The following is a 26,198-nucleotide window of genomic DNA, read 5'->3' as shown; positions in this document are numbered from 1 at the left end:
TATCATTGTATAAGTTATGGATTGTAATTAAACTAATTGTTCGATATTATTTGAACTATTCAAATGTCATAGACTAGGAGGTGCCTTTCTTTGAACAACAGTGAAACGTTAGTCAGTCTTGATATAGGTACATCAAAAATCAAAGTAATAATAGGCGAAATACACAATGATTCTCTCAATATCATCGGGGTTGGATCCGCTAACTCCAACGGAATGAAAAAAGGTGCCATTGTAGATATAGATCAGACTGTACAATCAATAAAATCAGCTGTCGAACAAGCAGAGCGGATGGTTGACATGCGTATTGACAGAGTAGTAGTAGGAGTTAATGGCAATCATATTCAATTACAGCCATGTCATGGTGTTGTTGCTGTTTCCAGCGAGAACAGGGAAATAGACAATGAGGATATTAGACGAGTGATTGATGCAGCCCAGGTCATCTCCATTCCGCCCGAGAGGGAAATTATCGATGTGGTGCCTAAACAATTTATTGTAGACGGGTTAGACGAAATTAACGATCCACGAGGCATGATAGGTGTGCGCCTGGAAATGGAAGGAACCATCATTACATGCTCGAAAACATTGCTACATAACATTCTGAAATGCGTAGAAAAAGCCAATCTTCAAATATTGGATATTTGTTTGCAGCCACTTGCCGCCGGGTCGATTGCCCTGTCAAAGGATGAAAAGAATTTAGGTGTAGCCCTTATCGATGTAGGTGGTGGAAGCACAACAGTGTCTGTTTTCGAAAATGACCACATGGCAGCTACAAGTGTAATTCCTCTAGGAGGAGACAACATAACAAAGGATTTGTCGATCGGCCTGCGCACTTCTTCCGAGGAAGCCGAAGAAATCAAAGTGAATCATGGCCATGCCTTTTTTGATGATGCCAGAGAAGATGAAACATTTGATGTGACCATTATTGGAAGCAACAGAAAACAAACGTTTAACCAACTTCAGATTTCTGATATGATTGAAGCTAGATTAGAAGAAATTTATGCATATGTTGAAAGGGAAATAAGAAGTATGGGTTACCAAGGTCTGCCTGGTGGTTATGTTTTAACAGGTGGATCAATGAGCATGCCTGGTGGCCTCGAACTGGCCCAGGATTTATTCCAATCTAACGTCCGCATCGCTATTCCAGACTATATAGGCGTACGTGAACCTCAATATACCTCTGGTGTGGGAATCTTGAAATTTGCCTACCGCAATGCGAAAATACAAGGGAAAGAGATCTCGGCAGCGGTTAAAACAATGGAACCGGACGCAAACCGGGATAGAAAGCAGCCTAAGAGGACGACGAAAGAAAAGGAATCAGCCCCGAATAAAAAGAAAGAGTCAGGAATCGCTAATCTGTTTAAATATTTTTTTGATTAAACGAGCGTTCCCTTACACATTGAGAAATTACTTCATTGAATCTTGTAATCTTGCAAATTAGGAGGAACGAAAATGTTAGAGTTTGATACAAATATGGACCAGCTTGCAACCATCAAGGTTATCGGAGTCGGCGGCGGTGGAAGCAATGCTGTAAACCGAATGATCGAGCATGGGGTGGAAGGCGTTGAATTTATCGCTGTTAATACAGATGCTCAGGCATTAAATCTTTCAAAAGCTGAAGTGAAAATGCAAATCGGCTCCAAATTGACTCGGGGACTTGGCGCGGGAGCGAACCCTGAAGTCGGCCGCAAAGCCGCTGAAGAAAGCAAGGAACAATTGGAAGAAGTACTGCAAGGCGCCGATATGGTCTTTGTTACAGCCGGAATGGGAGGAGGAACCGGTACCGGAGCAGCTCCTGTTATCGCTCAGGTCGCAAAAGAACTTGGAGCGCTGACTGTCGGAGTTGTGACACGCCCGTTCAGCTTCGAAGGCCGCAGAAGGTCCGTTCAGGCGGTATCAGGAATCGATGCACTTAAAAGTAATGTTGATACATTAATTGTGATTCCTAATGATCGCTTACTGGAAATCGTAGATAAAAATACCCCAATGTTGGAAGCTTTCCGTGAAGCAGACAACGTCCTTCGTCAAGGTGTACAAGGGATTTCCGATTTGATTGCCAAACCTGGTTTGATCAATGTAGACTTTGCCGATGTTAAGACAATCATGTTCGATAAAGGATCTGCGCTTATGGGAATTGGTGTGGCTACAGGAGAAAACCGGGCCACAGAAGCTGCGAAGAAAGCTATTTCATCTCCATTGCTGGAAACTTCTATTGATGGAGCACATGGTGTATTGATGAACATAACGGGTGGAGCAAATCTGAGCCTTTATGAAGTGCAGGAGGCAGCTGATCTGGTTACGTCGGCAGCCGACCAAGAGGTGAATGTCATCTTCGGTTCCGTAATTAATGAAGACCTTAAAGACGAAATTGTCGTTACAGTCATTGCAACCGGATTTGATGAAACACAACTAAACCAAAACCAGCCAAAACAGAGACCGGCAGCTGCCAACCCCGCAAAACCTGCCGTGGAAAACAGAAGAGAAGAGTCACGCAGAGAGACTCCGCCTTCACGCGAACAAAGAGAACAAAAGGTAACACAAGAAGAAGATACGTTGGATATCCCGACGTTCTTAAGAAATAGAAATCGTAGAAGATAAAGTTGATTTTTGACTTTGACCCCTTCCAGTTATCCTGGAAGGGGTTTTTTTGTGTCAATACAGAATGTTGGATGAAAGAAGGTTTGACAAATTCGGCGATAACTTCTAAAAATAAGTTCAAATTATGAACCAAGATATGACAGACTTCTTTTTCTATATTAGCTATACTTACAACTAACCCGACACCAGGACGGCAACACAATCACAGGAAGTGTATTTACGGATTTATGCTTTAATGGACGTCGAAAGGAAGTTCGTGCATGACCATTTATCTTGATGCAGTATGGTTATTGAATTTTTTGCTGGACTGGATGATCTTAAACTTGACGCAATGGATTGTAAGAGATGATGTCCGTCGTTTAAGGATTATGGGTGGAGCCGTCATAGCCTCTTTGTTAGTGCCTTTATCTATTTATTTCCCTGACTCTTTTGTTAATTCTTTGGTAGGAAAAGGTGTCTACTCCTTATTAATTGTGTGGAGTGCGTTTGGTTATCGGAATTTTGCTCAATTCAAAAGAAAACTACTAAGCTTTTATTTTGTATCCTTTGCGCTCGGTGGTGGACTTGTAGGGATTCATTTTTTGATTGGTCAGCATATGGTTGCTTCCGAGAGTGGTTTTCTTACTTACCAAACAGGGTTTGGCGACCAGATCAGTTGGATGTTTGTCGGGATCGGTTTCCCGGTTGTCTGGTACTTTACCAAAACGAACATGGACAAGCATGCACTGGAAAAATTTCAATGGGAACAGCGGTTCGAAGTAACACTGAAACTAATGGGAGAAAGCCATATGGCAATGGGTTATATGGACAGCGGAAATGGGCTTGTCGACCCATTTTCCAATAATCCAGTTGTTATCTGCGACAGTTCTTTTATGAAAAATTGGTTTGGAGAAGAAGAGTTGAATGCTTTAAAAGAGGCGCAGGATCAATTGGATTTTGATTCTTTGCCGGCATCCCTCGAAGGGAAATTTCATTTAGTTCCTTATCAAGGCGTAGGTGGGCAGCATAGGTTCATGATTGTCATAAAACCTGAATTGATTTCCCTTGTTTATGAAAGCAAAACAATCTCGACAAGTAAAGTATTCGTTGGTATTCAATTTGGGGATTTAGCTGCTGATGGCAGCTATCAGTGTCTTCTCCACCCTGGGATTTTGAAACACTCAGTTGCCACTTCTGCTTGATAATTTTAAGAAAAAGGAGAGATTGACATGGGGAAATGGAAGTTAAAAATAAAGCTTTGGTGGTATAGACTCCTTATCAAACTAAAGGTTAAATCAAACGAAATTTATTACATAGGTGGGAATGAGGCTCTTCCCCCGCCGCTTAGTAAAGAAGAAGAATTTGAGTTGTTGAAGAGACTGCCAGTAGGAGATAAAGCTGCAAGGGCTATGTTGATCGAAAGGAATCTGCGACTAGTAGTGTACATTGCCCGTAAGTTTGAAAATACAGGGATAAATATCGAGGACCTAATAAGTATCGGTACCATAGGACTCATCAAGGCAGTAAACACGTTCAACCCTGAGAAAAAGATAAAACTGGCGACTTACGCGTCCAGGTGTATTGAAAATGAAATATTGATGTATCTTAGAAGAAATAATAAATTGAAAACGGAAATTTCTTTTGACGAACCATTAAACATCGATTGGGATGGGAATGAACTGCTTTTATCCGATGTGTTGGGAACAGAGGAAGATATCACAACAAAAGACCTTGAGGCAGATGTGGATAAAAGCTTACTGAGAAAAGCGCTGGAGCAATTGAATGATCGAGAAAAACAAATCATGGAACTCCGATTCGGCCTGGTGGGGGAAGAAGAAAAAACACAAAAAGATGTGGCAGACATGCTGGGCATTTCTCAATCCTATATTTCCAGACTAGAGAAAAAAATTATCAGCCGGTTAAAAAAAGAATTTAATAAAATGGTGTAACCCTTGTCGCTGTAATAATATACCGATTTGCACTTTCACCCATTCGTTAAGTCCTGCATAAAATCCCTCTCTGCGGAGATACTGTTCCTTGAATAGGATCTCCAACTGGGAGGGTAACACATGACAAGACATAAAGTTGAAATCTGCGGAGTAGATACCTCAAAATTACCAGTACTTAAAAACGATGAAATGCGAATCTTGTTTAGGAATATGCAGCAAGGTGATGTTGAAGCAAGAGAACAACTCGTGAATGGGAATTTAAGGCTTGTGTTGAGTGTTATTCAGCGGTTTAACAACCGCGGAGAGTACGGCGATGATTTATTTCAAGTCGGTTGCATCGGCTTGATGAAATCAATCGATAACTTTGATCTTGGCCAGAATGTAAAGTTTTCCACATATGCAGTACCTATGATAATAGGAGAAATCAGAAGATATTTAAGGGATAATAACCCGATAAGAGTCTCTCGTTCCTTGAGAGACATAGCTTACAAAGCCCTTCAAGTCAGGGAAAAACTTATCAGCAAATCTTCCAAGGACCCTACACCTATGGAAATCGCGGAAGAAATGGGAATTCCTCATTCGGATATTGTATTTGCTATGGACGCTATACAAGATCCTGTTTCCTTGTTTGAACCAATTTATAATGATGGCGGGGATCCCATTTTTGTCATGGACCAATTAAGTGACACGAAGGATAAGGATTCCACTTGGCTGGATAACCTTTCGCTTAAAGAAGGAATGAAACGCCTTAATGAACGGGAGAAAATGATATTGAATAAACGTTTTTTTCAAGGTAAGACACAGATGGAAGTTGCCGAAGAAATAGGAATATCCCAAGCGCAGGTATCCAGACTTGAAAAAGCGGCCATTCAGGAAATGAATAAAGAAATGTTTGAATAACAAAAAAGCCCGAGCCGGCCTTGGCCGGGCTTTTTTGTTGTGTCCAAATAGTTTAAGTATATCTTGTGATTATTAGAAATTAAGTCCTTTCAAGCGCATATAGTAAAAGAAAAGGCAGGTGATTCAAATGCTAACTCTTTCAGAATTACAAATGAAAGATGTTATTCTTGTCGAAGACGGAAAAAGAATGGGCAATATTATGGATTTGGAAATTGATGTGGATAGAGGGAAAATTCTTTATCTTATAATTGGTATCAGGGGAAAGATGATGGGGCTGTTTGGGAAGGAAGAAGAGATAGCAGTTCCATGGGAGCATATTGTCACTATTGGTTCGGATGTTATATTGATTAAGAAGCCGAAGGACCCTAAACTATTTACAGAAACGCAAGAATGACTATAAAGTAGAAGAAAACGAGGAAATAATGTGATAAAATATATGGCAATGAGGAGGGAACTTATGGCAGAGCCCTTTCAAACAACAACAGATTCGATAATGTTGATACGCAGCTGGGTGGAAAATCATCCTGGAATAAAAGCAGGTATCACTACAAGAAATGGCGGTTTCAGCAATTATCCATTCGATACATTTAATATGGGACTCCACGTAGAAGACGAACAACAAACAGTCATCTCAAACAGGGAGAAACTGGCGGAAATCCTGAATTTCCCGCTGGGGGACTGGGTTTCCGGTCAACAAATACATGAAACGAATGTGGCAGTCGTAACAGAAGAGGACAAGGGAAAAGGTTCAAGAAAAATGGGGGACGCTCTTAGTGGCTTTGATGGACTAATAACAAATCAGTCAGGAATCCTCTGTACTGCTTTCTTTGCTGATTGCGTGCCTTTATTTTTCTTCCATCCATCTTCTGGCTGGATGGGTATAGCCCATGCAGGCTGGCGTGGCACGGTCAATCGTATGGGAGAGAAAATGGTTTGTGAATTCAAAAATCAGGGACTTGATATCAGCCAACTGCTAGTGGCTATCGGTCCATGCATAAGCCAAACAAAATACGAGGTTGATGACCGGATATTGAATGAAATTCCGGCTGGATTAACAGAACAAGTCGTACAACAGGTTGGGGATGGCAGGGGGCTGCTGGATCTGAGAAAGACAAACTATGAAATCTTCCTGCAATCCGGTTTAAAGAAAGAAAACATTCAAGTGACAGAGTATTGTACATACCGAGATGACCAATTATTTTTTTCACATCGTAGAGACAAAGGTTCTACTGGAAGAATGCTTGGTTTTATAGGATTGGAGAAATAAGCGAGAAAGGAGCGTTCGGTCCGTTGGAGGTTAAGGAGAATTTACAGGAAATACGGCAAAATATCAGACAAGCATGCGGCAAGGTTAATAGAAACCCTGAGGAAATTACCATCATTGCTGTAACGAAATATGTTACAATTGAACGAACACAAGCAGCTTTGGAAGCTGGCATTATGAATCTGGGGGAAAACAGGCTAGAAGGCTTTAGTGATAAATATGAAGCGATAGGAGACAAGGCGGTTTGGCATTTTATCGGTTCATTGCAATCCCGTAAAGTTAAAGATATGATTAATGAAATTGATGTCCTTCATTCCTTAGACAGGAAATCACTTGCAAAAGAGATAAACAAACGCGCAAACAGTGTCAAATCTTGTTTTATTCAAGTGAATGTAAGTGGAGAAGAATCGAAACATGGCATAAGTCCTGATGAAGTGGTTGCATTTGTTGAATCACTGCAGGCTTATGAAAAAATACGAGTTGACGGATTAATGACGATGGCTCCAAATATAGAAGATGAAGATAAAATACGATCTGTATTTCGTGAACTCCGCCATTTGCGTGAATTGATCATATCGAAGAATTTATCGTACGCTCCATGTCAGGGTTTGTCTATGGGAATGAGCAATGACTATCATATAGCAATTGAAGAAGGAGCAACACATATCCGAATCGGTTCTAAATTGGTGGGCCAATAAATGCTTGAGGTGAAAACATGAGTTTTAAAAATAAAATCAAAACTTTTTTTACAGTTGATGATGAATATGAATATGTAGAAGAGGAAGAGGAATTGGAGGAGCCCGGGCAATCTTACGGTCAGTCGACATACGACAACGAAAAAAAGCAAAATGTTGTCAGTTTAAAAAGTGTCCAGAATACGTCAAAGGTCGTGCTCTGTGAACCCAGAACATATAACGAAGCACAGGAAATTGCTGACAATATTGTTAATCGCCGGGCTGTGGTGATTAACTTGCAGCGGGTTGACCATGGACAGGCCAAACGGATTGTAGACTTTTTAAGTGGAACAGTTTATGCTGTGTCCGGTGATATACAGAAATTGGGAAGTCATACGTTCCTCTGCACTCCCGACAATGTAGATGTCTCCGGAACAATTACAGATATGTTGACTGAAGATGAAATGGAAAAAAGGTGGTAGAAGGAATGCAGCAAATATATACACTACTTGTCTATGCAATCGAAATTTACAGTTTCGCCCTGATTGCTTATATTTTAATGTCCTGGTTTCCGGGAGCAAGGGAGTCATCTTTCGGGAGTTTTCTGGCTAAAATTTGTGAACCATACCTGGAACCGTTCAGAAAGATCATCCCGCCGTTAGGAATGATTGATATATCTCCAATCGTGGCTATTTTAGTGCTGAACTTTGCTACTAGAGGCCTGGCTGTACTATTCAGTATGTTCGTTTAAAATCGTTTACTACCTTCCATGCAGGGAAGTAATACAGACAGAAACTTGGCACAGAGCCAAGTTTTTGTGCTTAGGAGTATGAGTATGGAAATTTACCAACATTTTAGGAAAGAGGAACAACCATTTATCGATCAGGTTTTATCATGGCAGGAAGATGTCGAGAGGACATACCGGAGTAAATTAAGTGACTTCCTGGATCCGCGGGAACAGAAGATATTTGCATCCATCATCGGTAACCATGAGGACTACAACTGGCGTTTTTATGGAGGAAGCGAGCATTCCGAAAGAAAAAGAGCCATTCTTTCTCCTTATTATGAAGAGATTACCGATGAAGATTTTGACATCGTATTGCTAGAAGCGTCATTTCCTGAAAAATTTATTTCGATTGCGCACAGAGATGTGCTTGGTTCCTTTCTTTCATTGGGAATAAAAAGAAAAAAACTGGGTGACTTGATTGTTAAAGACGGTCTCATTCATATTGTTGTTTCTACAGAAATCAGTCCATATGTCCAAGTCAACCTTACAAATATAAAAAAAGCGACAGTCAAGTTCGAAGAGAAGCCTTTATCCGAGATAATTAAAAATGAAGAAGCATGGTTGGAGAAAGATGCTACTGTTTCTTCTTTAAGACTAGATGTAGTAATTAAAGAAATTTATAACATTTCCAGACAACAAGCAGCACAATTTATTCAAAAAGGGTTCGTTAAAGTCAATTTCCGGACAGTGGAGACATCTTCCTTCATACTCGAGCAAGGAGATCTCCTTTCATTGCGTGGGAAGGGAAGGAGCCATTTGAAAGCAATCCATGGCTTGTCGAAGAAAGAAAAATGGAAGATAACGGCCGGAATATTAAAATAGTTCTATTTTTGTGAAGGAAATTCTGTTGTTTTGTCGAAAAAGTCTACAAGCAATCTTTTCTATTATACAAATATTAAAATAGACATCTGTTAGGAGGTGGCCATTGTGCCATTAACACCATTGGATATCCATAATAAAGAGTTTACGAGGGGTTTCAGGGGTTATGATGAAGACGAAGTAAATGAATTCCTTGACCAAGTCATAAAAGACTATGAAATGGTAATCCGGGAAAAGAAAGAGTTGAAGGAAAGAGTCGACCAGTTGACTGAACGGTTAGGTCATTTCACCAATATAGAAGAAACCCTGAACAAATCAATATTAGTTGCCCAAGAAACAGCTGAAGAAGTAAAGGGAAATGCCACGAAAGAATCTAAATTGATTATTAAGGAAGCCGAGAAAAACGCCGACCGGATTATCGATGAAGCTTTGCACAAGTCCAGACGCATAGCTATGGAAGTCGAGGAGTTGAAAAAGCAGGCAAAAGTGTTCCGTACTCGTTTGAAAATGCTTGTGGAGGCCCAATTAGACATGATTGAAACGGATGATTGGGACGGACTTTTTGAGACGGAAGTAGACCCGGAAACAGAATTCGAGAAAGAAGCAGTAGAAAATAACTACTGATACTTGACGTTTTGATGTATTTTACATATAATTCATTAACATAAACGCTAAAATTACTGGAAATTGAATCACCGGATAAATACAATGACAGGGACAGTATAAAAGGAATTTTTCTGAAATAGCGAGCCGGGGAAGGTGTAAGCCTGGACAGAACCCTTTTAGAAAATCACCCTTTAGTATCTATTTTGAAAAATAGTAAAAATAGACGGGTAATCCACGTTATGGATTCTGAGTGGATGGAAAAGCGACTTTCTGTCTATAAGGGTGGTACCGCGAGTCTTTCTCGTCCCTTCGGGATGAGAGGGGCTTTTTTTATTTTCTGCTGTTTTCCTATCTCTTCTACTGAGATAAATAGAGAAACATTGGCATCCTGTTATCCTTTACCGGATGAGTGCTAATCCGTTTAGGTGGCAGATCTTGTTACAAGACAAAATACACCCGCACTTATCACATTGACTCAGTCCGATTTCCAAGTTGACAACAGTATTGCGTATTTATGAATGTGTTTTAGAAGGAGGAAGGCAAATTGGATTATAAACAAACACTACTAATGCCGAAAACAGAGTTCCCGATGAGGGGCAACCTGCCTAACAAAGAGCCCAAGATGCAGCAGTCTTGGGATGAGGCCGGAATTTATGAGCAGGTTCAAAAGAGAACGGAAGGAAGACCGCTGTTTGTGCTTCATGACGGACCACCGTATGCCAACGGCGATTTGCACATGGGCCATGCGTTGAACAAAATTTTAAAAGATTTTATCGTCCGTTACAAATCCATGGCTGGTTTCCATGCACCATATGTACCGGGCTGGGACACCCATGGTCTGCCGATTGAACAGGCATTGGCTAAAAAAAAGGTGAACCGCAAAAAGATGACAGTGGCGGAATTCAGGCAAAAGTGTGCAGAATATGCTTTAAAACAGGTCGACAACCAACGCACACAGTTTAAACAACTAGGTGTTAGAGGTGATTGGGATAACCCTTATATCACCCTTAACAAAGAATATGAGGCAGCCCAGATTAAAGTATTTGGTGAGATGGCCAGGAAAGGGTATATTTATAAAGGTTTAAAACCAGTCTACTGGTCGCCTTCTTCTGAATCAGCACTTGCAGAAGCTGAAATTGAGTACCAAGATAAACGATCTGCATCCATCTATGTTGCTTTCAATGTGAAAGACGGGAAAGGAATACTCGAAGGCGATGAGAAGTTTATCATCTGGACGACAACCCCGTGGACGATTCCTGCTAATTTAGCAATCAGTGTACATCCTGAGCTGGATTATTCAGTCGTTAAAGTAAACGGAAGCAAATTCGTCATCGCACATGACATGCTCGAGACAGTATCGGAAGTATTAGATTGGACAGAGGCTGAAGTTGTCAAAACGTTTAAAGGTAAAGAAGTTGAACGAGTTACAACACAGCACCCTTTTTATGATCGTGAATCCCTGGTTATACTTGGAGAACACGTCACAACTGAAAGCGGAACAGGCTGCGTGCATACTGCACCCGGGCATGGGGAAGATGACTTTTTTGTTGGTAAACAGTATGGTCTGGAAGTGCTTTGCCCAGTCGATGAGAAGGGGAACTTCACGGAAGAAGCTCCTGGATTTGAAGGACAATTTTACGATGCTGCCAATAAAGAAATCACCCAAAAGCTGGAGGAAACAGGTGCACTGTTGAAATTGGAGTTCATCACTCACTCCTATCCACATGACTGGAGGACGAAAAAGCCGACAATCTTCCGCGCTACAAATCAATGGTTTGCTTCGATCAAAGATTTCCGGGAGGATGTCCTGAATGAAATCAAGCGTGTTAAATGGTTCCCTAAATGGGGAGAGACAAGGCTGTTTAACATGGTCCGTGACAGGGAAGACTGGTGTATTTCCCGCCAGAGAACCTGGGGTGTACCGATTCCGGTATTCTACGGGGAAAATCGCACTCCGATTATCACGGAAGAAACAATTAACCATGTATCCAATTTGTTCAAGGAACACGGTTCGAATATTTGGTTTGAATGGGAGGCAAAAGATTTGCTTCCAGAAGGATATGTCTCCGAACACAGTCCTAATGGAAAGTTCACCAAAGAGACAGACATTATGGATGTGTGGTTCGATTCTGGGTCTTCGCATGAAGGTGTTCTAAATGGACGTCCGGAACTCAAGCGCCCGGCTGATGTGTATTTAGAAGGTTCTGATCAATATCGCGGCTGGTTCAATTCTTCGATTTCCACATCTGTAGCTGTTACCGGTAAAGCTCCTTATGACACGATTATCAGTCATGGTTTTGCTTTAGACGGTCAAGGTCGTAAAATGAGTAAATCTGTAGGGAATGTGGTTGTTCCATCAAAAATCATGAAGCAGTATGGGGCAGACATTCTGCGTTTATGGGTTGCTTCTGTGGACTACCAGGCGGATGTTCGTATTTCTGATGAAATCATCAAACAAACTTCTGAGGGTTACCGTAAAATCAGAAATACATTCCGCTTTATGCTTGGAAATTTGCATGACTTTGATCCAGGCGAGCACAGAGTGGCTGACAGTAATTTGCAGGAAGTCGACCGTTATATGCTTATCAAGCTCCAAGACTTGATCGAAAAAGTCCGTTATGCATATGACCATTACGAGTTCTCTACTATCTACTCTAACATCCATAACTTCTGTTCAATCGACTTAAGTTCATTCTATCTTGATTTTGCTAAGGATGTCCTATATATCGAAGCTGCCGACAGTTCGCGTCGTCGCAGTATTCAAACTGTCTATTATGAAATTCTGACAGCACTAGTCAAAATGCTTTCCCCGATTTTGTCACACACAGCTGATGAAGTATGGAGCTATATCCCTGGCGTCGAATCGGAAAGTGTTCAATTGACAGATATGCCGGAACCGAAGCAAATGGAAAAAGGGCAAGAGCTTAAAGCGAAATGGGATGCCTTCATGGAGGTTAGAGACGATATATTAAAAGCGCTCGAAGAAGCAAGAAGCGAAAAAGTAATCGGAAAGTCTCTGGAAGCCAGTCTCAAAATAGTTCCGAAAGACGAATCAACAAAACAATTGCTGGAAGGAATTGACCATCTTGAACAATTGTTGATTGTTTCGGCTGTCGAGGTGGATAGTTCAAACAATGCTGCCAAGGAATACGACCTTGTTTCCGTTTATGTGGAAAAACATCCTGGAGAAAAATGCGAACGTTGCTGGGTTTCTTCAGATACTGTAGGCGAAGACTCTGATTATCCCGAACTTTGCACAAGGTGTGCAGAGGTTGTAAGAGAGCATTATACAGAAGTCGAATAAAAACTGCTGAAACAGCTGCCGGTGTTCAGGAATCTGAGCAAAGGCAGCTGTTTTTTTGCTTGGAAATCTCAACGTATGGAGGGAAGTTTTTCTATCAAGCCCTTTTTTGTGATAAAATGCAGAAGTACATAGAAAGTTAAGAACGGGGGAAATGCCTTGCTTTATTATTTACTGTCGGCAATCATTATCATCATCGACCAGATTTCCAAGTGGTTGATTGTACAATCGATGGAGATTGGAGAGCAGATTACAGTAATCGAAGATGTGCTGTATATAACTTCGCACAGGAACACTGGAGCGGCATGGGGAATTTTGGCCGGCCAAATGTGGTTTTTTTACATTGTTACTTCCATCGTCGTGCTGTTCGTCATTTACTATATCCGCAAATATGCAAAAACGAGCATTTTGATGGGCCTATCGCTGGCATTCATATTGGGAGGGGCTGTCGGAAATTTTATCGATCGTATCTTCCGGAAAGAAGTTGTGGACTTTGTAGACGTTTATATTGGCAGTTATGATTACCCGATTTTCAATGTCGCTGATTCGGCATTGGTGTGTGGTGTTATACTAGTACTTATCGCAACATTTGTCGATGAGAAGAAGAAAGGAAGATCCTCTGAATGACTACAAGGAGCCATATTGTGCAACCAGAAGAGAATGGTGTACGGATAGACAAGTTACTGACACAAGTGAACGATGAAGCATCCAGGTCACAGGTACAAGCATGGATAAAAGATAGTTTGGTGACCATCAACGGAGTAACTGTGAAAAACAATCATAAATGCCAGGCTGGAGAAGAAATTTCGTGGGAAATTCCCGAGGCGGAACCATTGGAAGTAGAAGCCGAAGATATTCCATTGAATATCGTTTATGAGGATTCAAGTCTGCTCGTCGTCAATAAACCAAAAGGTATGGTGGTGCATCCTTCCGCAGGCCATTACAGTGGCACTTTGGTGAACGCCTTACTCCATCATTGCGATGATTTATCGGGGATAAATGGAGTGATAAGACCTGGAATCGTCCATCGTATCGATAAAGATACGAGCGGTTTGCTTGTCGTCGCCAAGAATGATCAAGCGCATGTATCACTGGCAGAACAGCTCAAGGACAAAACAGTGAAAAGGAAGTATGATGCTATTGTGCATGGAGATATCCAGCATGAATACGGTACAATCGAAGCACCGATCGGAAGGGATCCGAATGACAGGCAAAAACAAGCTGTGGTCAGTGGAGGCAAAGATGCTGTCACCCATTTCCAGGTTTTAGAACGCTATGAGAAATACACCCATGTCCAGTGTGTACTGGAAACCGGCCGTACCCATCAAATAAGGGTGCATATGCAATATATCGGCCATCCATTGGCAGGAGACCCAAAATATGGGCCAAGGAAAACACTTGAAATCAAAGGGCAGGCTTTGCATGCAGGCGTTTTGGGATTCGAGCACCCTCAGACAGGCGAATGGCTTGAATTTGAAGCAGAATTGCCGGAAGAATTGCAAGAGGTCATCAAAAATTTATCGAAATAAGTTGACAGGTGTTTGTATATTTGCAATAATAATCAATAGAAATGAACAGGAACCTTTAATACAGTCCCGTGAGGCTGAAAGGAATTCGGATAACATACGGTACGTATGACCAAATGCCCTTTCTCTCAGGAGAAAGGGCATTTTTTTACCTTGAAGGATTCCAACCGGACAGCAGTCAGGAGGGTGGACGGATGAACAAAAAAGCAACAGTACTGGACACTTCGGCTATCCGGAGGTCTTTGACCAGAATTGCCCATGAAATCCTGGAAAAAAATAAAGGTGTAGATGGTCTGGTCTTAGTTGGCATAAAAACGAGGGGCACTCCCCTTGCTGAAAGACTAAGGCGGAAGATAGCGGAAATCGAGGGAGTGGAAGTTCCCATCGGTGAGGTGGACATTACCCTTTATCGTGATGATTTGACAAACATGAATGAAAGCAAGGAACCAGATCTGAAGGAAACAAAGATAAATGAAGAAATTTCCGGCAAGACATTAATCCTTGTAGACGACGTTCTATTCACCGGCAGAACTGTGAGAGCGGCGATGGATGCCATCGTAGACCAAGGCAGACCTTCCCAGATTCAATTGGCAGTCCTTGTCGACAGAGGGCATAGGGAATTTCCGATCAGAGCAGATTTCATCGGTAAGAATATACCTACATCACATGAGGAAGTCGTCGTTGTAGAACTGGAAGAAACAGATGAACAAGATCAGGTAAGCATATACGAAAGATAATAATTAACGAACCTTTAAATAAGTCCAGAGAGGCTTGCAAGGTGCGAAAGAACAGGATACGTGTATAGATACACGTCTGCCTCTTTGCGGCCTTGCGCAAAGAGGCTTTTTTTATGGATTGATTCAACTTACAGGAGGAATTTAAATGGATAAAAACCACATTGCTATGGATGTTCATGAAAGACCTAAAATTCATAAATGGATTACTTTGAGTTTACAGCATTTATTCGCCATGTTCGGAGCGACGATTCTCGTTCCTTTCCTTACCGGCCTTTCTCCATCCGTTGCACTTGTATCAAGCGGAATCGGTACATTGGCATACTTGTTGATAACCAAAGGTCAAATACCTGCATATTTGGGTTCAAGCTTCGCTTTCATTGCGCCAGTTATCGCTGCAACTACAGCCAGCGGTGTACCGGGAGCGATGGTAGGAAGCTTCCTTGCAGGGATTGTTTACGGACTTGTATCAATGCTTATTAGGGGATTTGGTCTTGGTTGGCTGATGAGAATTCTTCCACCGATTGTTGTCGGGCCTGTTATTATCGTGATTGGACTTGGTCTTGCATCATCAGCAATCGATATGGCGATGTATGTACCAGGCTTGGACGAACAGGTGTACAGCGGTACTCACTTCAGTGTAGCCCTGGTCACTCTTGCAGCTACAATTTTGGCAACAGTTTTCTTCAGAGGATTTCTCGGACTTATCCCTATTCTGACTGGTATTGTTGTCGGTTATGTTTTTGCGATGATTCAAGGAATTGTCGACACTTCCGCAATCAAAGCGGAATGGGCGGAAATCTCGTCTGCGGGAAATATCGGTGAATTTTTCGGAGCGTTGTTCCAAAATCCTGGTTTCATGGTACCTTTTGTCCATTACTCTCCATTCGAAGTGATCAGCTGGGAAATCGTATTGATCATGGTGCCGGTCGCTCTAGTCACTATTGCAGAACATATTGGCGACCAAATGGTTCTTTCCAAGGTTGTGGGCCGCAATTTTATTGAAAAGCCTGGTTTGCATCGTTCGATTTTAGGAGACGGAGTCGCAACCATGATTGCTTCATTCCTTGGTGGACCGCCCAATACGACATACGGGGAAAATATCGGAGTCCTTGCGATCACTCGTGTATTCAGTGTATTCGTTATAGGCGGAGCGGCTTGCATTGCCATCTTTTTCGGATTCGTCGGTATTGTTACAGCAGTTATCGGAGCAATTCCGTCTGCTGTCATGGGAGGAGTATCCATCTTATTATTCGGAATCATCGCTTCCAGCGGGTTAAGAATGCTGGTTGACAATAATATAGATTTAGGTAACAAGCGTAATCTGATTATTTCTTCTGTCATCCTGGTAGTCGGGATCGGCGGAGCGTTCATTCAGGTGAATGATAATCTTCAGATAGCTGGTATGGCGCTTTCTGCTATCATCGGTGTCCTGCTAAATCTTGTTCTTCCTGGCAAAGAATCTGGATACGGCAACGGGAATATGTTTCAGGCAGATGGCACAGATACTGAAAAAAAAAGTAGCGCAGCCTAATTAACAAAGGAAGGACTGTATCCATAAAGTAAGCTGATGGAACAGTCCTTTCCTCTGAAAAAAATAGCAAAACGCAGGGGAGGAAATGTGATGAACCACTTTTTGTCTATGAAAGATTTGTCCGAACATGAACTGTTGAGACTGATTAAGGAGTCTGAGGAATTAAAAGAAACAGGTATCGAGCCGATCAACAGAAAACTGTTTGCCGCCAATTTGTTTTTTGAACCTAGTACAAGGACAAAAATGAGTTTTACTATCGCTCAGCGCAGGCTCGGTCTTGAGAGTTTGGATTTCAATAGTGATACATCCAGTGTTCAGAAAGGTGAAACAATCTACGATACAGCCCGAACTTTCGAGGCGCTTGGTGCATCCGTACTTGTTATTAGACAATCAGAGGAAGAAATTTTACAGCCGTTGGCCGACGGACTTTCCATACCGGTAATCAATGCAGGGGACGGAAAAGGAGAACATCCATCACAATCTTTGCTCGACTTGTTAACAATCTACCAAGAATATAAGAAATTCACTGGCCTTAATGTCGCGATTATAGGAGACATTAAACACAGTCGTGTCGCAAGATCCAATGCATACGCTTTGAGTACACTCGGAGCAAATGTATATCTTTCGTCTAAACCAGAATGGCAGGATTCTACACTTCGGTTTCCTTATATATCGATTGACGAGGCAGTTGATAAATGTGATGTTGTCATGCTTCTTCGAGTACAGCATGAAAGGCATCAAGAAAACGATATTATCAATAAGACCGAATATCTTGATTCATACGGTTTGACGATTGATAGGGAAAAACGTATGAAAGAGCATGCGATCATCTTGCATCCAGCTCCGGTCAACAGAGGAGTGGAAATTGCCGATAGCTTAGTGGAAAGCGGGAAATCAAGAATATTCAAACAAATGGAAAACGGAGTTTATGCAAGAATGGCTATTATCAAAACTTTATTGGAGAACAGGGGGATTATCGATGCGGAAATTATTGGTGAACGCACTGCGCTTGTCGGAAGATGATCAACTGGAACCGTGTGAAATCGCGATTGAAAACGGAAAGTTAGTAGATATTGCAGAACATCTATCTGATAGAAGCGGAGAAGTGATTGATTGTGAAGGGAATTTAGCTGTACCTGGTTTTGTTGACATACATATACATCTGCGTGAACCGGGTGGGGAGGCGAAAGAGACGATCCATACTGGTACGCTCGCAGCAGCAGCCGGAGGATTTACTACAGTTTGTGCGATGCCTAACACCCGGCCAGTCCCTGACAAGGAAGAAACGCTCAGCCAGTTGCAAGAAAAAATAGAAAAAGATGCACATGTCAGGGTGCTCCCTTATGCAGCCATTACAGAAAGACAGTTAGGAAAACATTTGACTGATATGGCTGCATTGAAGAAAGCCGGCGCTTTTGCGTTCACAGACGATGGGGTGGGAGTCCAGTCTGCCGATATGATGCTCAGTGCGATGGAAGCAGCTTCTGAACTGGGGATGCCAATTGTTGCACATTGTGAAGATAATACATTGATACATAAAGGAGTCCTTCACGATGGCATAACCAGCAAGCGGCTGGGAGTGCCTGGAATTCCGTCTGTTTGTGAATCGGTTCAGATAGCCCGCGATGTTTTATTGGCAGAAGCTGCAGATTGTCATTACCATGTCTGTCATGTAAGTACAAAAGAATCTGTCCGAGTAATACGCGATGCCAAAAAAGCCGGCATTAAAGTAACAGCAGAAGTAACACCCCATCACCTTCTCCTTTCGGAAGATGATGTCATAAATGACGGGAATTTTAAAATGAATCCTCCATTAAGAAGTAAAGATGATCGCCAAGCACTTCTTGATGGTTTGCTCGACGGCACGATTGATTTTATTGCAACAGACCATGCACCACACACAGAAGAGGAAAAGGAACAGGGGTTGCTGGGAGCGCCATTTGGAATTACAGGGTTGGAAACAGCTTTCGGTTTGCTTCATACAGGATTGGTAAAATCGGGCAAGGTATCGTTAAAGCAATTGATAGACTGGTTGACAGTAAAACCGGCAGACACCTTTGGACTACCTTTTGGGCAGTTGGCACCGGGAAGGGACGCAGATATTGCTTTGTTGGATTTAAACAATGAATGGATCATAGACAGCACGAAATTTTATTCAAAAGGAAAAAACACACCTTTTGCTGGACGGAAAGTTTCAGGAAAGCCAGTGCTGACTATAGCTTCAGGCTCAATCGTATTCGAGGAGGTTCATTATGACAAAGAGAAAACTCATTCTTGAGGATGGAACAGTATTTACAGGAGAAGCGTTCGGAAGCATGAAAGAAGTTTCAGGTGAGGTTGTATTCAATACGGGAATGACTGGTTATCAAGAGATATTGACTGACCCTTCTTATTGCGGCCAGATTGTAACGATGACTTACCCATTGATTGGGAATTATGGAATCAACCGGGACGACTTTGAAACAATCACTCCATCAATACATGCACTTATTGTAAAAGAGTTATGCGATTTTCCTTCCAATTATCGAAGTGAAGAATCGGTCCATGATTTTCTTGAAGCAAATGATATTCCGGGAATCTCGGGGGTTGACACGAGAAAGCTGACGAGAATCATCCGTAATCACGGTACGATGAAAGGACTTATTGTATCGGAGGAGTACCCGACAGATAAAGCTTTAGAACGATTGAAAAATACCCATCAGAAAAGGGATCAAGTAAAAAGGGTTTCCACCGTAAAACCATATGTGGTACCCGGAAGAGGCAAAAGGATTGTTCTGATCGATTTTGGAATGAAACACGGCATTTTAAGAGAGCTGACAAAACGGAACTGTCATGTTACCGTCGTGCCTTATCATTATAGTGCCGAACAAATTTTACGGATGAAGCCGGAAGGTGTAATGCTGACAAACGGACCAGGCGATCCCCAGGATGTGCCGGAAGCCATTGAAATGATAAAAGGAATTATCGATAAAACGACGATATTTGGTATCTGTCTCGGCCATCAATTACTAGCCTTGGCTTGTGGGGCAGAGACGGAAAAATTATCTTTCGGTCACAGGGGCTCCAATCATCCTGTAAAAGACTTAATCAAAAATAAAACGTATATGACCTCTCAAAATCATGGTTACACGGTTAAGAAGGAATCACTTGCTAATACCGACCTGGAACTGACTCAAACGGCATTGAACGATGGCACGGTGGAAGGGATCAGGCATCTAACCTATCCGGCTTTCTCTGTACAATATCATCCGGAAAGCTCGCCAGGTCCCGATGATACAAACCAGCTGTTTGACCAGTTCTTGCTCAATATCGAAGCACATCAAGTTATCGACAAGGAGGAAAAATCATGCCAAAGCGTAAAGATATAAACAAAATCCTAGTTATTGGTTCAGGTCCCATCGTCATCGGACAGGCAGCGGAATTCGATTATTCGGGTACACAAGCCTGCCAGGCACTAAGGGAGGAAGGTTATTACGTCATTTTGGCCAATTCCAATCCCGCTACAATCATGACTGACGAAACAATGGCTGATACTGTTTACATGGAACCATTGACTGTAGAGTTTTTATCCAAGATCATCCGCAAGGAACAACCGGATGCATTGCTCCCCACACTTGGAGGACAAACGGGATTGAATATGGCTGTAGAGTTAGATAGGTCAGGCATTCTTGCCGAGTATGGTGTGGAATTGTTGGGTACTTCCCTTGATGCGATTCAACAGGCAGAAGACAGGGAGAAATTCAGAAACTTGATGAACAGACTCAACGAACCTGTTCCCGATAGCAGTATTGTCCATACTATAGAAGAGGCATTGCAATTCGCTGGTGAAATTGGTTATCCACTGATCGTGAGGCCTGCATACACGCTGGGTGGAACAGGCGGAGGCATGTGTTATACAGAAGAAGAGTTAATCGAGATTACTAGAAATGGCTTGTTTCTGTCTCCTGTAACCCAATGTTTGATAGAAAAGAATATTGCGGGTTTCAAAGAAATCGAGTATGAAGTGATGAGAGACAAAAACGATCAAGCAATCGTTGTTTGTAATATGGAAAACATTGATCCGGTCGGCATACATACTGGAGATTCGATTGTCACTGCACCATCGCAGACACTCACCGACAGGGAATACCAATTACTGCGGAATGCTTCATTGAAAATTATCCGATCATTGAAAATAGAAGGGGGATGCAATGTCCAGCTGGCATTGGATCCAGACAGTTTTCAATATTATATCATCGAAGTGAACCCAAGAGTGAGTCGATCGTCAGCTTTGGCTTCGAAAGCGACTGGCTATCCAATTGCCAAGCTTGCAGCCAAGATTGCTGTGGGATTAACTTTGGATGAAATTGTTAATCCAATTACCGGTAATACGTTTGCCTGCTATGAGCCTGCGTTGGATTATGTTGTTACAAAATTGCCTAGGTTTCCGTTTGATAAGTTCACTTCCGGTAATCGGACGCTTGGAACCCAGATGAAAGCTACAGGTGAAGTGATGTCGATTGGCAGGACTTTTGAAGAATCGTTCTTAAAAGGAATTCGTTCGCTTGATTCTACTTCAGATGAATTGTGGATGGAAAACTTGGCAAATGCTCCACTTGAAGAATTAAAACACCGTCTGGTACATCCGGATGATGAAAGAATCTTTGTTTTAGCGGAAGTGATCCGGCGTGCAGTTTCTATTGAAGAAATATTTCAGTTAACAAAAATCGACAGGTTCTTTTTGAAAAAAATTGAAAAGATTGTCGATTTAGAACAGGTAATCAAAGAAAATCCATGGGATAAAACGACACTTGAAAAAGCCAAGCAGTCTGGTATCAGTGATTCCCAAATTGCCCGTTTATGGGGAACCACCACTGATAAAGTCTATCAATTGAGGAAACAAGAGAAAATAACACCTGTATATAAAATGGTAGACACTTGTGCCGCGGAATTTGAATCTCAGACACCATATTTCTACAGTTCTTACGAAGAAGAAAACGAATCTATCGTTTCCCGTAAAGAAAAAGTGCTCGTGATTGGCTCTGGACCGATCCGGATCGGCCAGGGAATTGAATTCGATTATGCAACAGTGCACTCGGTATTGGCTTTGAAGGAAGCGGGTTATGAAGCAATTATCATGAATAATAATCCGGAAACTGTTTCAACAGACTTCAGTGTCTCGGATAAATTATATTTCGAACCGCTCACATTGGAAGATGTCATGCATGTTATCGATTTGGAAAAACCTCTCGGGGTAATTGTTCAATTCGGTGGACAGACTGCTATAAACCTGGCGGCAGGACTGGAAAGAAGAGGGGTCAATATTCTTGGAACCTCACTAGAAGCGATCGATGCAGCGGAAGACAGGGACAAATTCGAACAACTCCTTGATGAATTGGATATCCTCCAGCCGAAAGGAAAGAGTGTGCGCAGCCTGGATCAAGCTATAGATGCTGCAAGAGAAGTGGGTTATCCAGTATTAGTACGTCCATCTTATGTAATTGGCGGCAGTCAGATGGAAATCGTCTACGATGATGATGAACTTTACAACTACTTGAAGAAGACAAACAATATCAAACATACACATCCGATACTGATTGATAAATACTTGACTGGGATTGAAATGGAAGTCGACGCGATCAGCGACGGAGAAACAATCATCATACCTGGTCTTATGGAACACATTGAAAGGGCAGGAGTTCATTCAGGTGATTCAATTGCTGTTTATCCAACCCAGCGAATCAGTGAGACAATCAAGAGAAAATGCGAAGAAGCAACAATGAAAATAGCCAGGAAACTGCAAGTGAAGGGACTCATAAACATACAGTTCGTGGTCCATGACAACGAAGTATATGTGCTTGAAGTCAATCCGAGGGCAAGTAGAACTATTCCGTTTCTAAGTAAAATAACAGGTGTAACGATGGCAAATATCGCAACGAAGTGCATTATCGGTGAAAAACTGGAAGACATGGGGTATGACAATGGTATTCTGCCTGAATCTGATCTGGTTTCTGTAAAGGTTCCGGTCTTCTCCTTCGAAAAACTCAGGAGTGTGGACACCATACTTGGACCCGAAATGAAATCGACCGGTGAAGCAATCGGAACAGACAAGACATTGGAGAAAGCTTTGTACAAGGGTTTGACCGCATCTGGTCTGTCTATTCCGCAAGAAGGGGCTGTTTTATTGACAGTTGCAGATAAGGATAAACACGAAATGACGGAAATCGCTTCGAGGTTCCATCAGCTTGGTTTCCAGTTGTTTGCAACAGAAGGGACCGGGGTTCACCTGGTAAAACACGGCATACCAGTCCAGAAAGTAGGTAAGATAGGCTCTGATGGAACCAACGTCCTATCTATTATAGAAAATGAGACTGTACAAGTAGTGATCAACACCTTGAACTCTGGTAAACAACCTCGTTCTGACGGCTTCAGAATCAGGAGGGAATCCGTTGAGCATGGAATTGCCTGCCTGACCAGTTTGGATACTGCTGAAGCAATTTTAAACGTCATTGATTCCACTTCATTTACAGCGCGCCCTGTAAATCAAGTGAAGGCTGCGGTGACCGTATGAAACAACAATATATGACCGTTCTTTCTGTCGATGAAATTGCCGATCAAACAATTGAAATGAAATTACAGGCAGATTATCCTTCAGGAGAAGAGGTGGTACCGGGACAGTTTATCCATATAAAAGTGGATTCTTCCCATATGCTGAGGAGGCCGATATCTGTTGCGGATGTAAGAAACGGAGTCTGGTCCATCATATTCAAGATAAACGGACAGGGGACGGATCAGTTGAGCAAACGTTCTGTAGGGGATCAATTAGATGTCCTGGCTCCTTGCGGGAAAGGTTATCCAATAGCAAATCTTTCATTTAGGAAAGCATTATTAATCGGAGGCGGGATTGGCGTCCCCCCTCTCTACTATCTTTCCAGGAAATTGAAAGAGAGAGGCATCGAAGTCGTCCACATATTGGGATTTCAATCCAAAGACCACGTATTCTATGAAAATCAATTTTCCGCTTTAGGGAAAACAATCATCGTGACGAATGACGGGACTTATGGAGGAAAAGGTTTTGTAACCAATTACCTGCATGAAGCTGGGGAGTATGATTACTACTTCACCTGTGGTCCTGAAGCTATGTTAAGGGCGGTTGCTGAAAACCTCTGTGACAAAGAAGGTTACATCTCGATTGAACAGCGGATGGGATGTGGGATTGGGGCCTGCTATGCTTGTGTCGTACCGACTGCTTCTGGTGATGGATCATTCAAGAAAATTTGCAAGGATGGACCAGTATTTTGCGCGAATGAGGTGGCAATATGAGCGTTTTGCAGACTAACTTGCCGGGACTGGATCTCAAAAATCCCATCATGCCTGCATCTGGGTGCTTCGGATTTGGCAAAGAATACAGCGATTTCTATGATTTAAATATTCTCGGTGCAATCATCATTAAAGCGGCGACCCTTTTTCCTAGATATGGAAACGACACACCTCGTGTGGCCGAGACAGCATCAGGTATGCTTAATGCTATCGGACTCCAAAACCCAGGTGTCGAAGCTATCATAAAAAACGAAATTCCATTTTTGTCCCGGTATGATACACCGATAATCGCCAATGTAGCAGGCAGTACTGTCGAAGAGTATGTTGCAGTATCGAAAGCTCTCAATGAGTGTTCTGACATCAAAGCTTTAGAACTGAATATTTCCTGTCCAAATGTCAAAGAAGGCGGCATTCAATTCGGTACCGATCCAGGGTTAGCTGAAGAAGTGATCAGCAAAGTTTCTTCAATAAGTCGATTACCGGTGTATGTGAAACTTTCCCCGAACGTATCCAACATTGTGGGAATGGCACAAGCCGCCGAAAGAGCGGGGGCTGCAGGTTTATCCATGATCAACACATTGACGGGCATGCAAATCAATTTAAAAAGCAGGCAGCCTTTACTGGCAAACAAGACGGGTGGATTATCCGGTCCTGCTATCAAGCCCATTGCCGTCAGGATGATTTATGAAGTGAGACAATCTGTATCACTGCCAATAATCGGGATGGGAGGTATCACGTCGGCAGAGGATGCCCTTGAGTTTTTGCTGGCAGGAGCCAATGCAGTGGCAATTGGGACAGCAAATTTTCAAAATCCCTTAATATGTAAAGAAATTGTAGAAGAATTGCCTGCAGTGATACAACAGAATGGTTTTTCTTCTGTTCAAGAAGTAATAGAAAGGGGACATCAACATGGAAAAACCAATGTTTCTAGCACTTGATTTTCAGAACTGGAATAAGGCAGAGTCCTTTCTTGTTTCCAACCACTTGGATGGAGTTCCAGTAAAAATAGGGATGGAGCTTTTTTATAAAGAAGGTCCCCGGGTTGTCCGTGAGCTACAGAAGAAAGGTCATTCTATTTTTCTTGATTTGAAATTACATGATATCCCCAACACAATCTACCGTGCGATGCGGAACATAGCTGAACTGGGGGTTGAGGTGGTAAACGTGCATGCTTTGGGTGGCGGAGAGATGATCCAAGCGGCTAAAGAAGGATTGATGGAAGGTGGACACGGCAATTATTCCCCGAAACTGATTGCTGTCACCATCCTGACTTCTCATGATGAACAAACCCTACACAACGATTTGCTCATCGAAGAAAATATAGAATCTGCGACACTCAGGTTGGCTGGGAAGGCTAAGCAAAATGGAGCAGATGGAGTAGTATGCTCTGTCCATGAGGTTTCCGCAGTTAAAAAATTGTGTGGAGAAGATTTTTACACAATTACTCCCGGTATCCGGTTAGCAGCCGGCGAAAACCAGGATCAGAAACGGGTGGCAACACCTGATTTTGCACGTAATGCAGGAACAGATGCGATTGTGATCGGGCGAAGCATTACCAATGCTCAAAATCCTGCCGAGACGTACAATACTGCTATAAAGGAGTGGAGAAATGACTTCCCTGAATATTGATATTGCCAAACAACTACATAAAATAGAAGCGGTTAAACTCAGCACGGAAAATCCGTTCACCTGGACATCTGGTATCAAGTCACCAATATATTGCGATAACCGGTTGACCATGTCAGACATGGATTTAAGGAATAAAATCTCCGATGCTTTTGTTCGGATGATCGACGAAATGCCGGAAAAGCCGGATGTGATTGCTGGATGTGCGACTGCCGGTATCCCGCATGCGGCATGGCTTTCAGAAAAACTAGGGCTGCCAATGGTTTATGTTCGCTCTAAAGCCAAGTCACACGGAAAGCAAAACCAGATTGAAGGGAAAGTAGAGAAAGGGCAGAAAGCTATCGTCATTGAAGATCTTATCTCGACAGGTGGTTCTTCTATAAAAGCTGCCGAAGCGTTGCAGCAAGAAGGTGTCCATGTAATTTCTGTACTGGCAATATTTACATATGGATTAAGAAAAGCAGAAGCACAGTTTGCCGGTAAAGCCATTCCATTGAAGACGATCACCAGCTTTGATACTTTGCTGGATGTTTTGGAAGAAGAAAACCATATCGAGGAAGACGAAAAAACAAAGCTATTAACTTGGAGAAACTCTTTTCAATAGA

Annotated in this window: 25 protein-coding genes and 1 other annotated feature; all 25 genes read left to right on the top strand. The window is 42.3% G+C overall.

Features of this window, described 5'->3' with window-relative positions; all coding sequences use genetic code 11:
• Window positions 1–90 precede the first annotated feature (90 nt).
• The 25 genes from ftsA to pyrE all read left to right on the top strand — a co-directional run bounded on the left by ftsA (window position 91) and on the right by pyrE (window position 26,197).
• On the top strand, window positions 91–1,377 hold the full coding sequence (gene ftsA / locus CZ434_RS04995) for a cell division protein FtsA (protein ID WP_077622101.1): 1,287 nt from the start codon (window positions 91–93) through the stop codon (window positions 1,375–1,377).
• A gap of 72 nt (window positions 1,378–1,449) precedes the next feature.
• Entirely contained in the window at window positions 1,450–2,595 is a 1,146-nt protein-coding gene (ftsZ, locus tag CZ434_RS04990; protein ID WP_077622100.1) for a cell division protein FtsZ, read from the top strand.
• Between the two features lie 260 nt (window positions 2,596–2,855).
• On the top strand, window positions 2,856–3,776 hold the full coding sequence (gene spoIIGA / locus CZ434_RS04985; protein WP_077622099.1) for a sigma-E processing peptidase SpoIIGA: 921 nt from the start codon (window positions 2,856–2,858) through the stop codon (window positions 3,774–3,776).
• Between the two features lie 27 nt (window positions 3,777–3,803).
• Window positions 3,804–4,523, top strand: a complete 720-nt coding sequence (sigE, locus tag CZ434_RS04980; RefSeq protein ID WP_077622098.1) for an RNA polymerase sporulation sigma factor SigE — start codon at window positions 3,804–3,806, stop codon at window positions 4,521–4,523.
• A gap of 120 nt (window positions 4,524–4,643) precedes the next feature.
• Window positions 4,644–5,423: an RNA polymerase sporulation sigma factor SigG gene (sigG, locus tag CZ434_RS04975; protein ID WP_077622097.1), complete on the top strand. Its 780-nt coding sequence runs from the start codon at window positions 4,644–4,646 to the stop codon at window positions 5,421–5,423.
• 127 nt (window positions 5,424–5,550) lie between these two features.
• On the top strand, window positions 5,551–5,817 hold the full coding sequence (locus CZ434_RS04970; RefSeq protein WP_077622096.1) for a YlmC/YmxH family sporulation protein: 267 nt from the start codon (window positions 5,551–5,553) through the stop codon (window positions 5,815–5,817).
• Between the two features lie 63 nt (window positions 5,818–5,880).
• Complete coding sequence (gene pgeF / locus CZ434_RS04965) at window positions 5,881–6,690, top strand: peptidoglycan editing factor PgeF (protein ID WP_077622095.1); 810 nt, start codon at window positions 5,881–5,883, stop codon at window positions 6,688–6,690.
• Window positions 6,691–6,713: 23 nt separating this feature from the next.
• Complete coding sequence (locus CZ434_RS04960; protein WP_077622094.1) at window positions 6,714–7,385, top strand: YggS family pyridoxal phosphate-dependent enzyme; 672 nt, start codon at window positions 6,714–6,716, stop codon at window positions 7,383–7,385.
• 17 nt (window positions 7,386–7,402) lie between these two features.
• The gene (locus CZ434_RS04955) at window positions 7,403–7,843 is read left to right on the top strand and encodes a cell division protein SepF (protein WP_077622093.1); all 441 of its coding nucleotides are present in this window, start codon (window positions 7,403–7,405) and stop codon (window positions 7,841–7,843) included.
• A gap of 5 nt (window positions 7,844–7,848) precedes the next feature.
• Complete coding sequence (locus CZ434_RS04950; RefSeq protein ID WP_077622092.1) at window positions 7,849–8,112, top strand: YggT family protein; 264 nt, start codon at window positions 7,849–7,851, stop codon at window positions 8,110–8,112.
• A gap of 84 nt (window positions 8,113–8,196) precedes the next feature.
• The gene (locus CZ434_RS04945; protein WP_077622091.1) at window positions 8,197–8,970 is read left to right on the top strand and encodes a YlmH family RNA-binding protein; all 774 of its coding nucleotides are present in this window, start codon (window positions 8,197–8,199) and stop codon (window positions 8,968–8,970) included.
• A gap of 105 nt (window positions 8,971–9,075) precedes the next feature.
• A complete protein-coding gene (locus CZ434_RS04940; protein WP_077622090.1) occupies window positions 9,076–9,591 on the top strand; it encodes a DivIVA domain-containing protein in 516 nt (171 codons plus the stop codon).
• A 75-nt stretch (window positions 9,592–9,666) separates the two neighbouring features.
• Window positions 9,667–9,885, top strand: a binding site (T-box leader).
• A 232-nt stretch (window positions 9,886–10,117) separates the two neighbouring features.
• Window positions 10,118–12,877, top strand: a complete 2,760-nt coding sequence (gene ileS, locus CZ434_RS04935; protein WP_077622089.1) for an isoleucine--tRNA ligase — start codon at window positions 10,118–10,120, stop codon at window positions 12,875–12,877.
• Between the two features lie 156 nt (window positions 12,878–13,033).
• On the top strand, window positions 13,034–13,501 hold the full coding sequence (gene lspA / locus CZ434_RS04930; protein ID WP_077622088.1) for a signal peptidase II: 468 nt from the start codon (window positions 13,034–13,036) through the stop codon (window positions 13,499–13,501).
• The gene (locus CZ434_RS04925) at window positions 13,498–14,403 is read left to right on the top strand and encodes an RluA family pseudouridine synthase (RefSeq protein ID WP_077622087.1); all 906 of its coding nucleotides are present in this window, start codon (window positions 13,498–13,500) and stop codon (window positions 14,401–14,403) included. The genes lspA and CZ434_RS04925 overlap by 4 nt, the downstream gene beginning before the upstream one ends.
• Window positions 14,404–14,594: 191 nt before the next feature.
• The gene (pyrR, locus tag CZ434_RS04920; protein ID WP_077622086.1) at window positions 14,595–15,137 is read left to right on the top strand and encodes a bifunctional pyr operon transcriptional regulator/uracil phosphoribosyltransferase PyrR; all 543 of its coding nucleotides are present in this window, start codon (window positions 14,595–14,597) and stop codon (window positions 15,135–15,137) included.
• A 145-nt stretch (window positions 15,138–15,282) separates the two neighbouring features.
• Entirely contained in the window at window positions 15,283–16,668 is a 1,386-nt protein-coding gene (locus CZ434_RS04915; RefSeq protein WP_077622085.1) for a solute carrier family 23 protein, read from the top strand.
• Window positions 16,669–16,758: 90 nt separating this feature from the next.
• Entirely contained in the window at window positions 16,759–17,691 is a 933-nt protein-coding gene (locus CZ434_RS04910; protein ID WP_077625072.1) for an aspartate carbamoyltransferase catalytic subunit, read from the top strand.
• On the top strand, window positions 17,648–18,946 hold the full coding sequence (locus CZ434_RS04905; protein WP_077622084.1) for a dihydroorotase: 1,299 nt from the start codon (window positions 17,648–17,650) through the stop codon (window positions 18,944–18,946). Before CZ434_RS04910 ends, CZ434_RS04905 begins: the two co-directional genes overlap by 44 nt.
• A complete protein-coding gene (locus tag CZ434_RS04900; RefSeq protein ID WP_077622083.1) occupies window positions 18,921–20,036 on the top strand; it encodes a carbamoyl phosphate synthase small subunit in 1,116 nt (371 codons plus the stop codon). Before CZ434_RS04905 ends, CZ434_RS04900 begins: the two co-directional genes overlap by 26 nt.
• On the top strand, window positions 20,015–23,218 hold the full coding sequence (gene carB, locus CZ434_RS04895; protein ID WP_077622082.1) for a carbamoyl-phosphate synthase large subunit: 3,204 nt from the start codon (window positions 20,015–20,017) through the stop codon (window positions 23,216–23,218). Before CZ434_RS04900 ends, carB begins: the two co-directional genes overlap by 22 nt.
• Window positions 23,215–23,970: a dihydroorotate dehydrogenase electron transfer subunit gene (locus CZ434_RS04890; protein WP_077622081.1), complete on the top strand. Its 756-nt coding sequence runs from the start codon at window positions 23,215–23,217 to the stop codon at window positions 23,968–23,970. The genes carB and CZ434_RS04890 overlap by 4 nt, the downstream gene beginning before the upstream one ends.
• Window positions 23,967–24,905 (top strand): dihydroorotate dehydrogenase, encoded by a 939-nt coding sequence (locus CZ434_RS04885; RefSeq protein WP_077622080.1) that lies wholly within the window; start codon window positions 23,967–23,969, stop codon window positions 24,903–24,905. The genes CZ434_RS04890 and CZ434_RS04885 overlap by 4 nt, the downstream gene beginning before the upstream one ends.
• Window positions 24,877–25,596: an orotidine-5'-phosphate decarboxylase gene (pyrF, locus tag CZ434_RS04880; RefSeq protein ID WP_077622079.1), complete on the top strand. Its 720-nt coding sequence runs from the start codon at window positions 24,877–24,879 to the stop codon at window positions 25,594–25,596. Before CZ434_RS04885 ends, pyrF begins: the two co-directional genes overlap by 29 nt.
• Window positions 25,577–26,197 (top strand): orotate phosphoribosyltransferase, encoded by a 621-nt coding sequence (gene pyrE, locus CZ434_RS04875; RefSeq protein WP_077622078.1) that lies wholly within the window; start codon window positions 25,577–25,579, stop codon window positions 26,195–26,197. The genes pyrF and pyrE overlap by 20 nt, the downstream gene beginning before the upstream one ends.
• Window position 26,198: the final 1 nt, after the last annotated feature.

The organism is Sediminibacillus massiliensis (assembly GCF_900156915.1).
GTDB classification, from domain to species: domain Bacteria; phylum Bacillota; class Bacilli; order Bacillales; family Amphibacillaceae; genus Sediminibacillus_A; species Sediminibacillus_A massiliensis.
The sequence above is the reverse complement of the archived record's forward strand: the minus strand, read 5'-3'. Positions and strand labels throughout refer to the sequence as shown.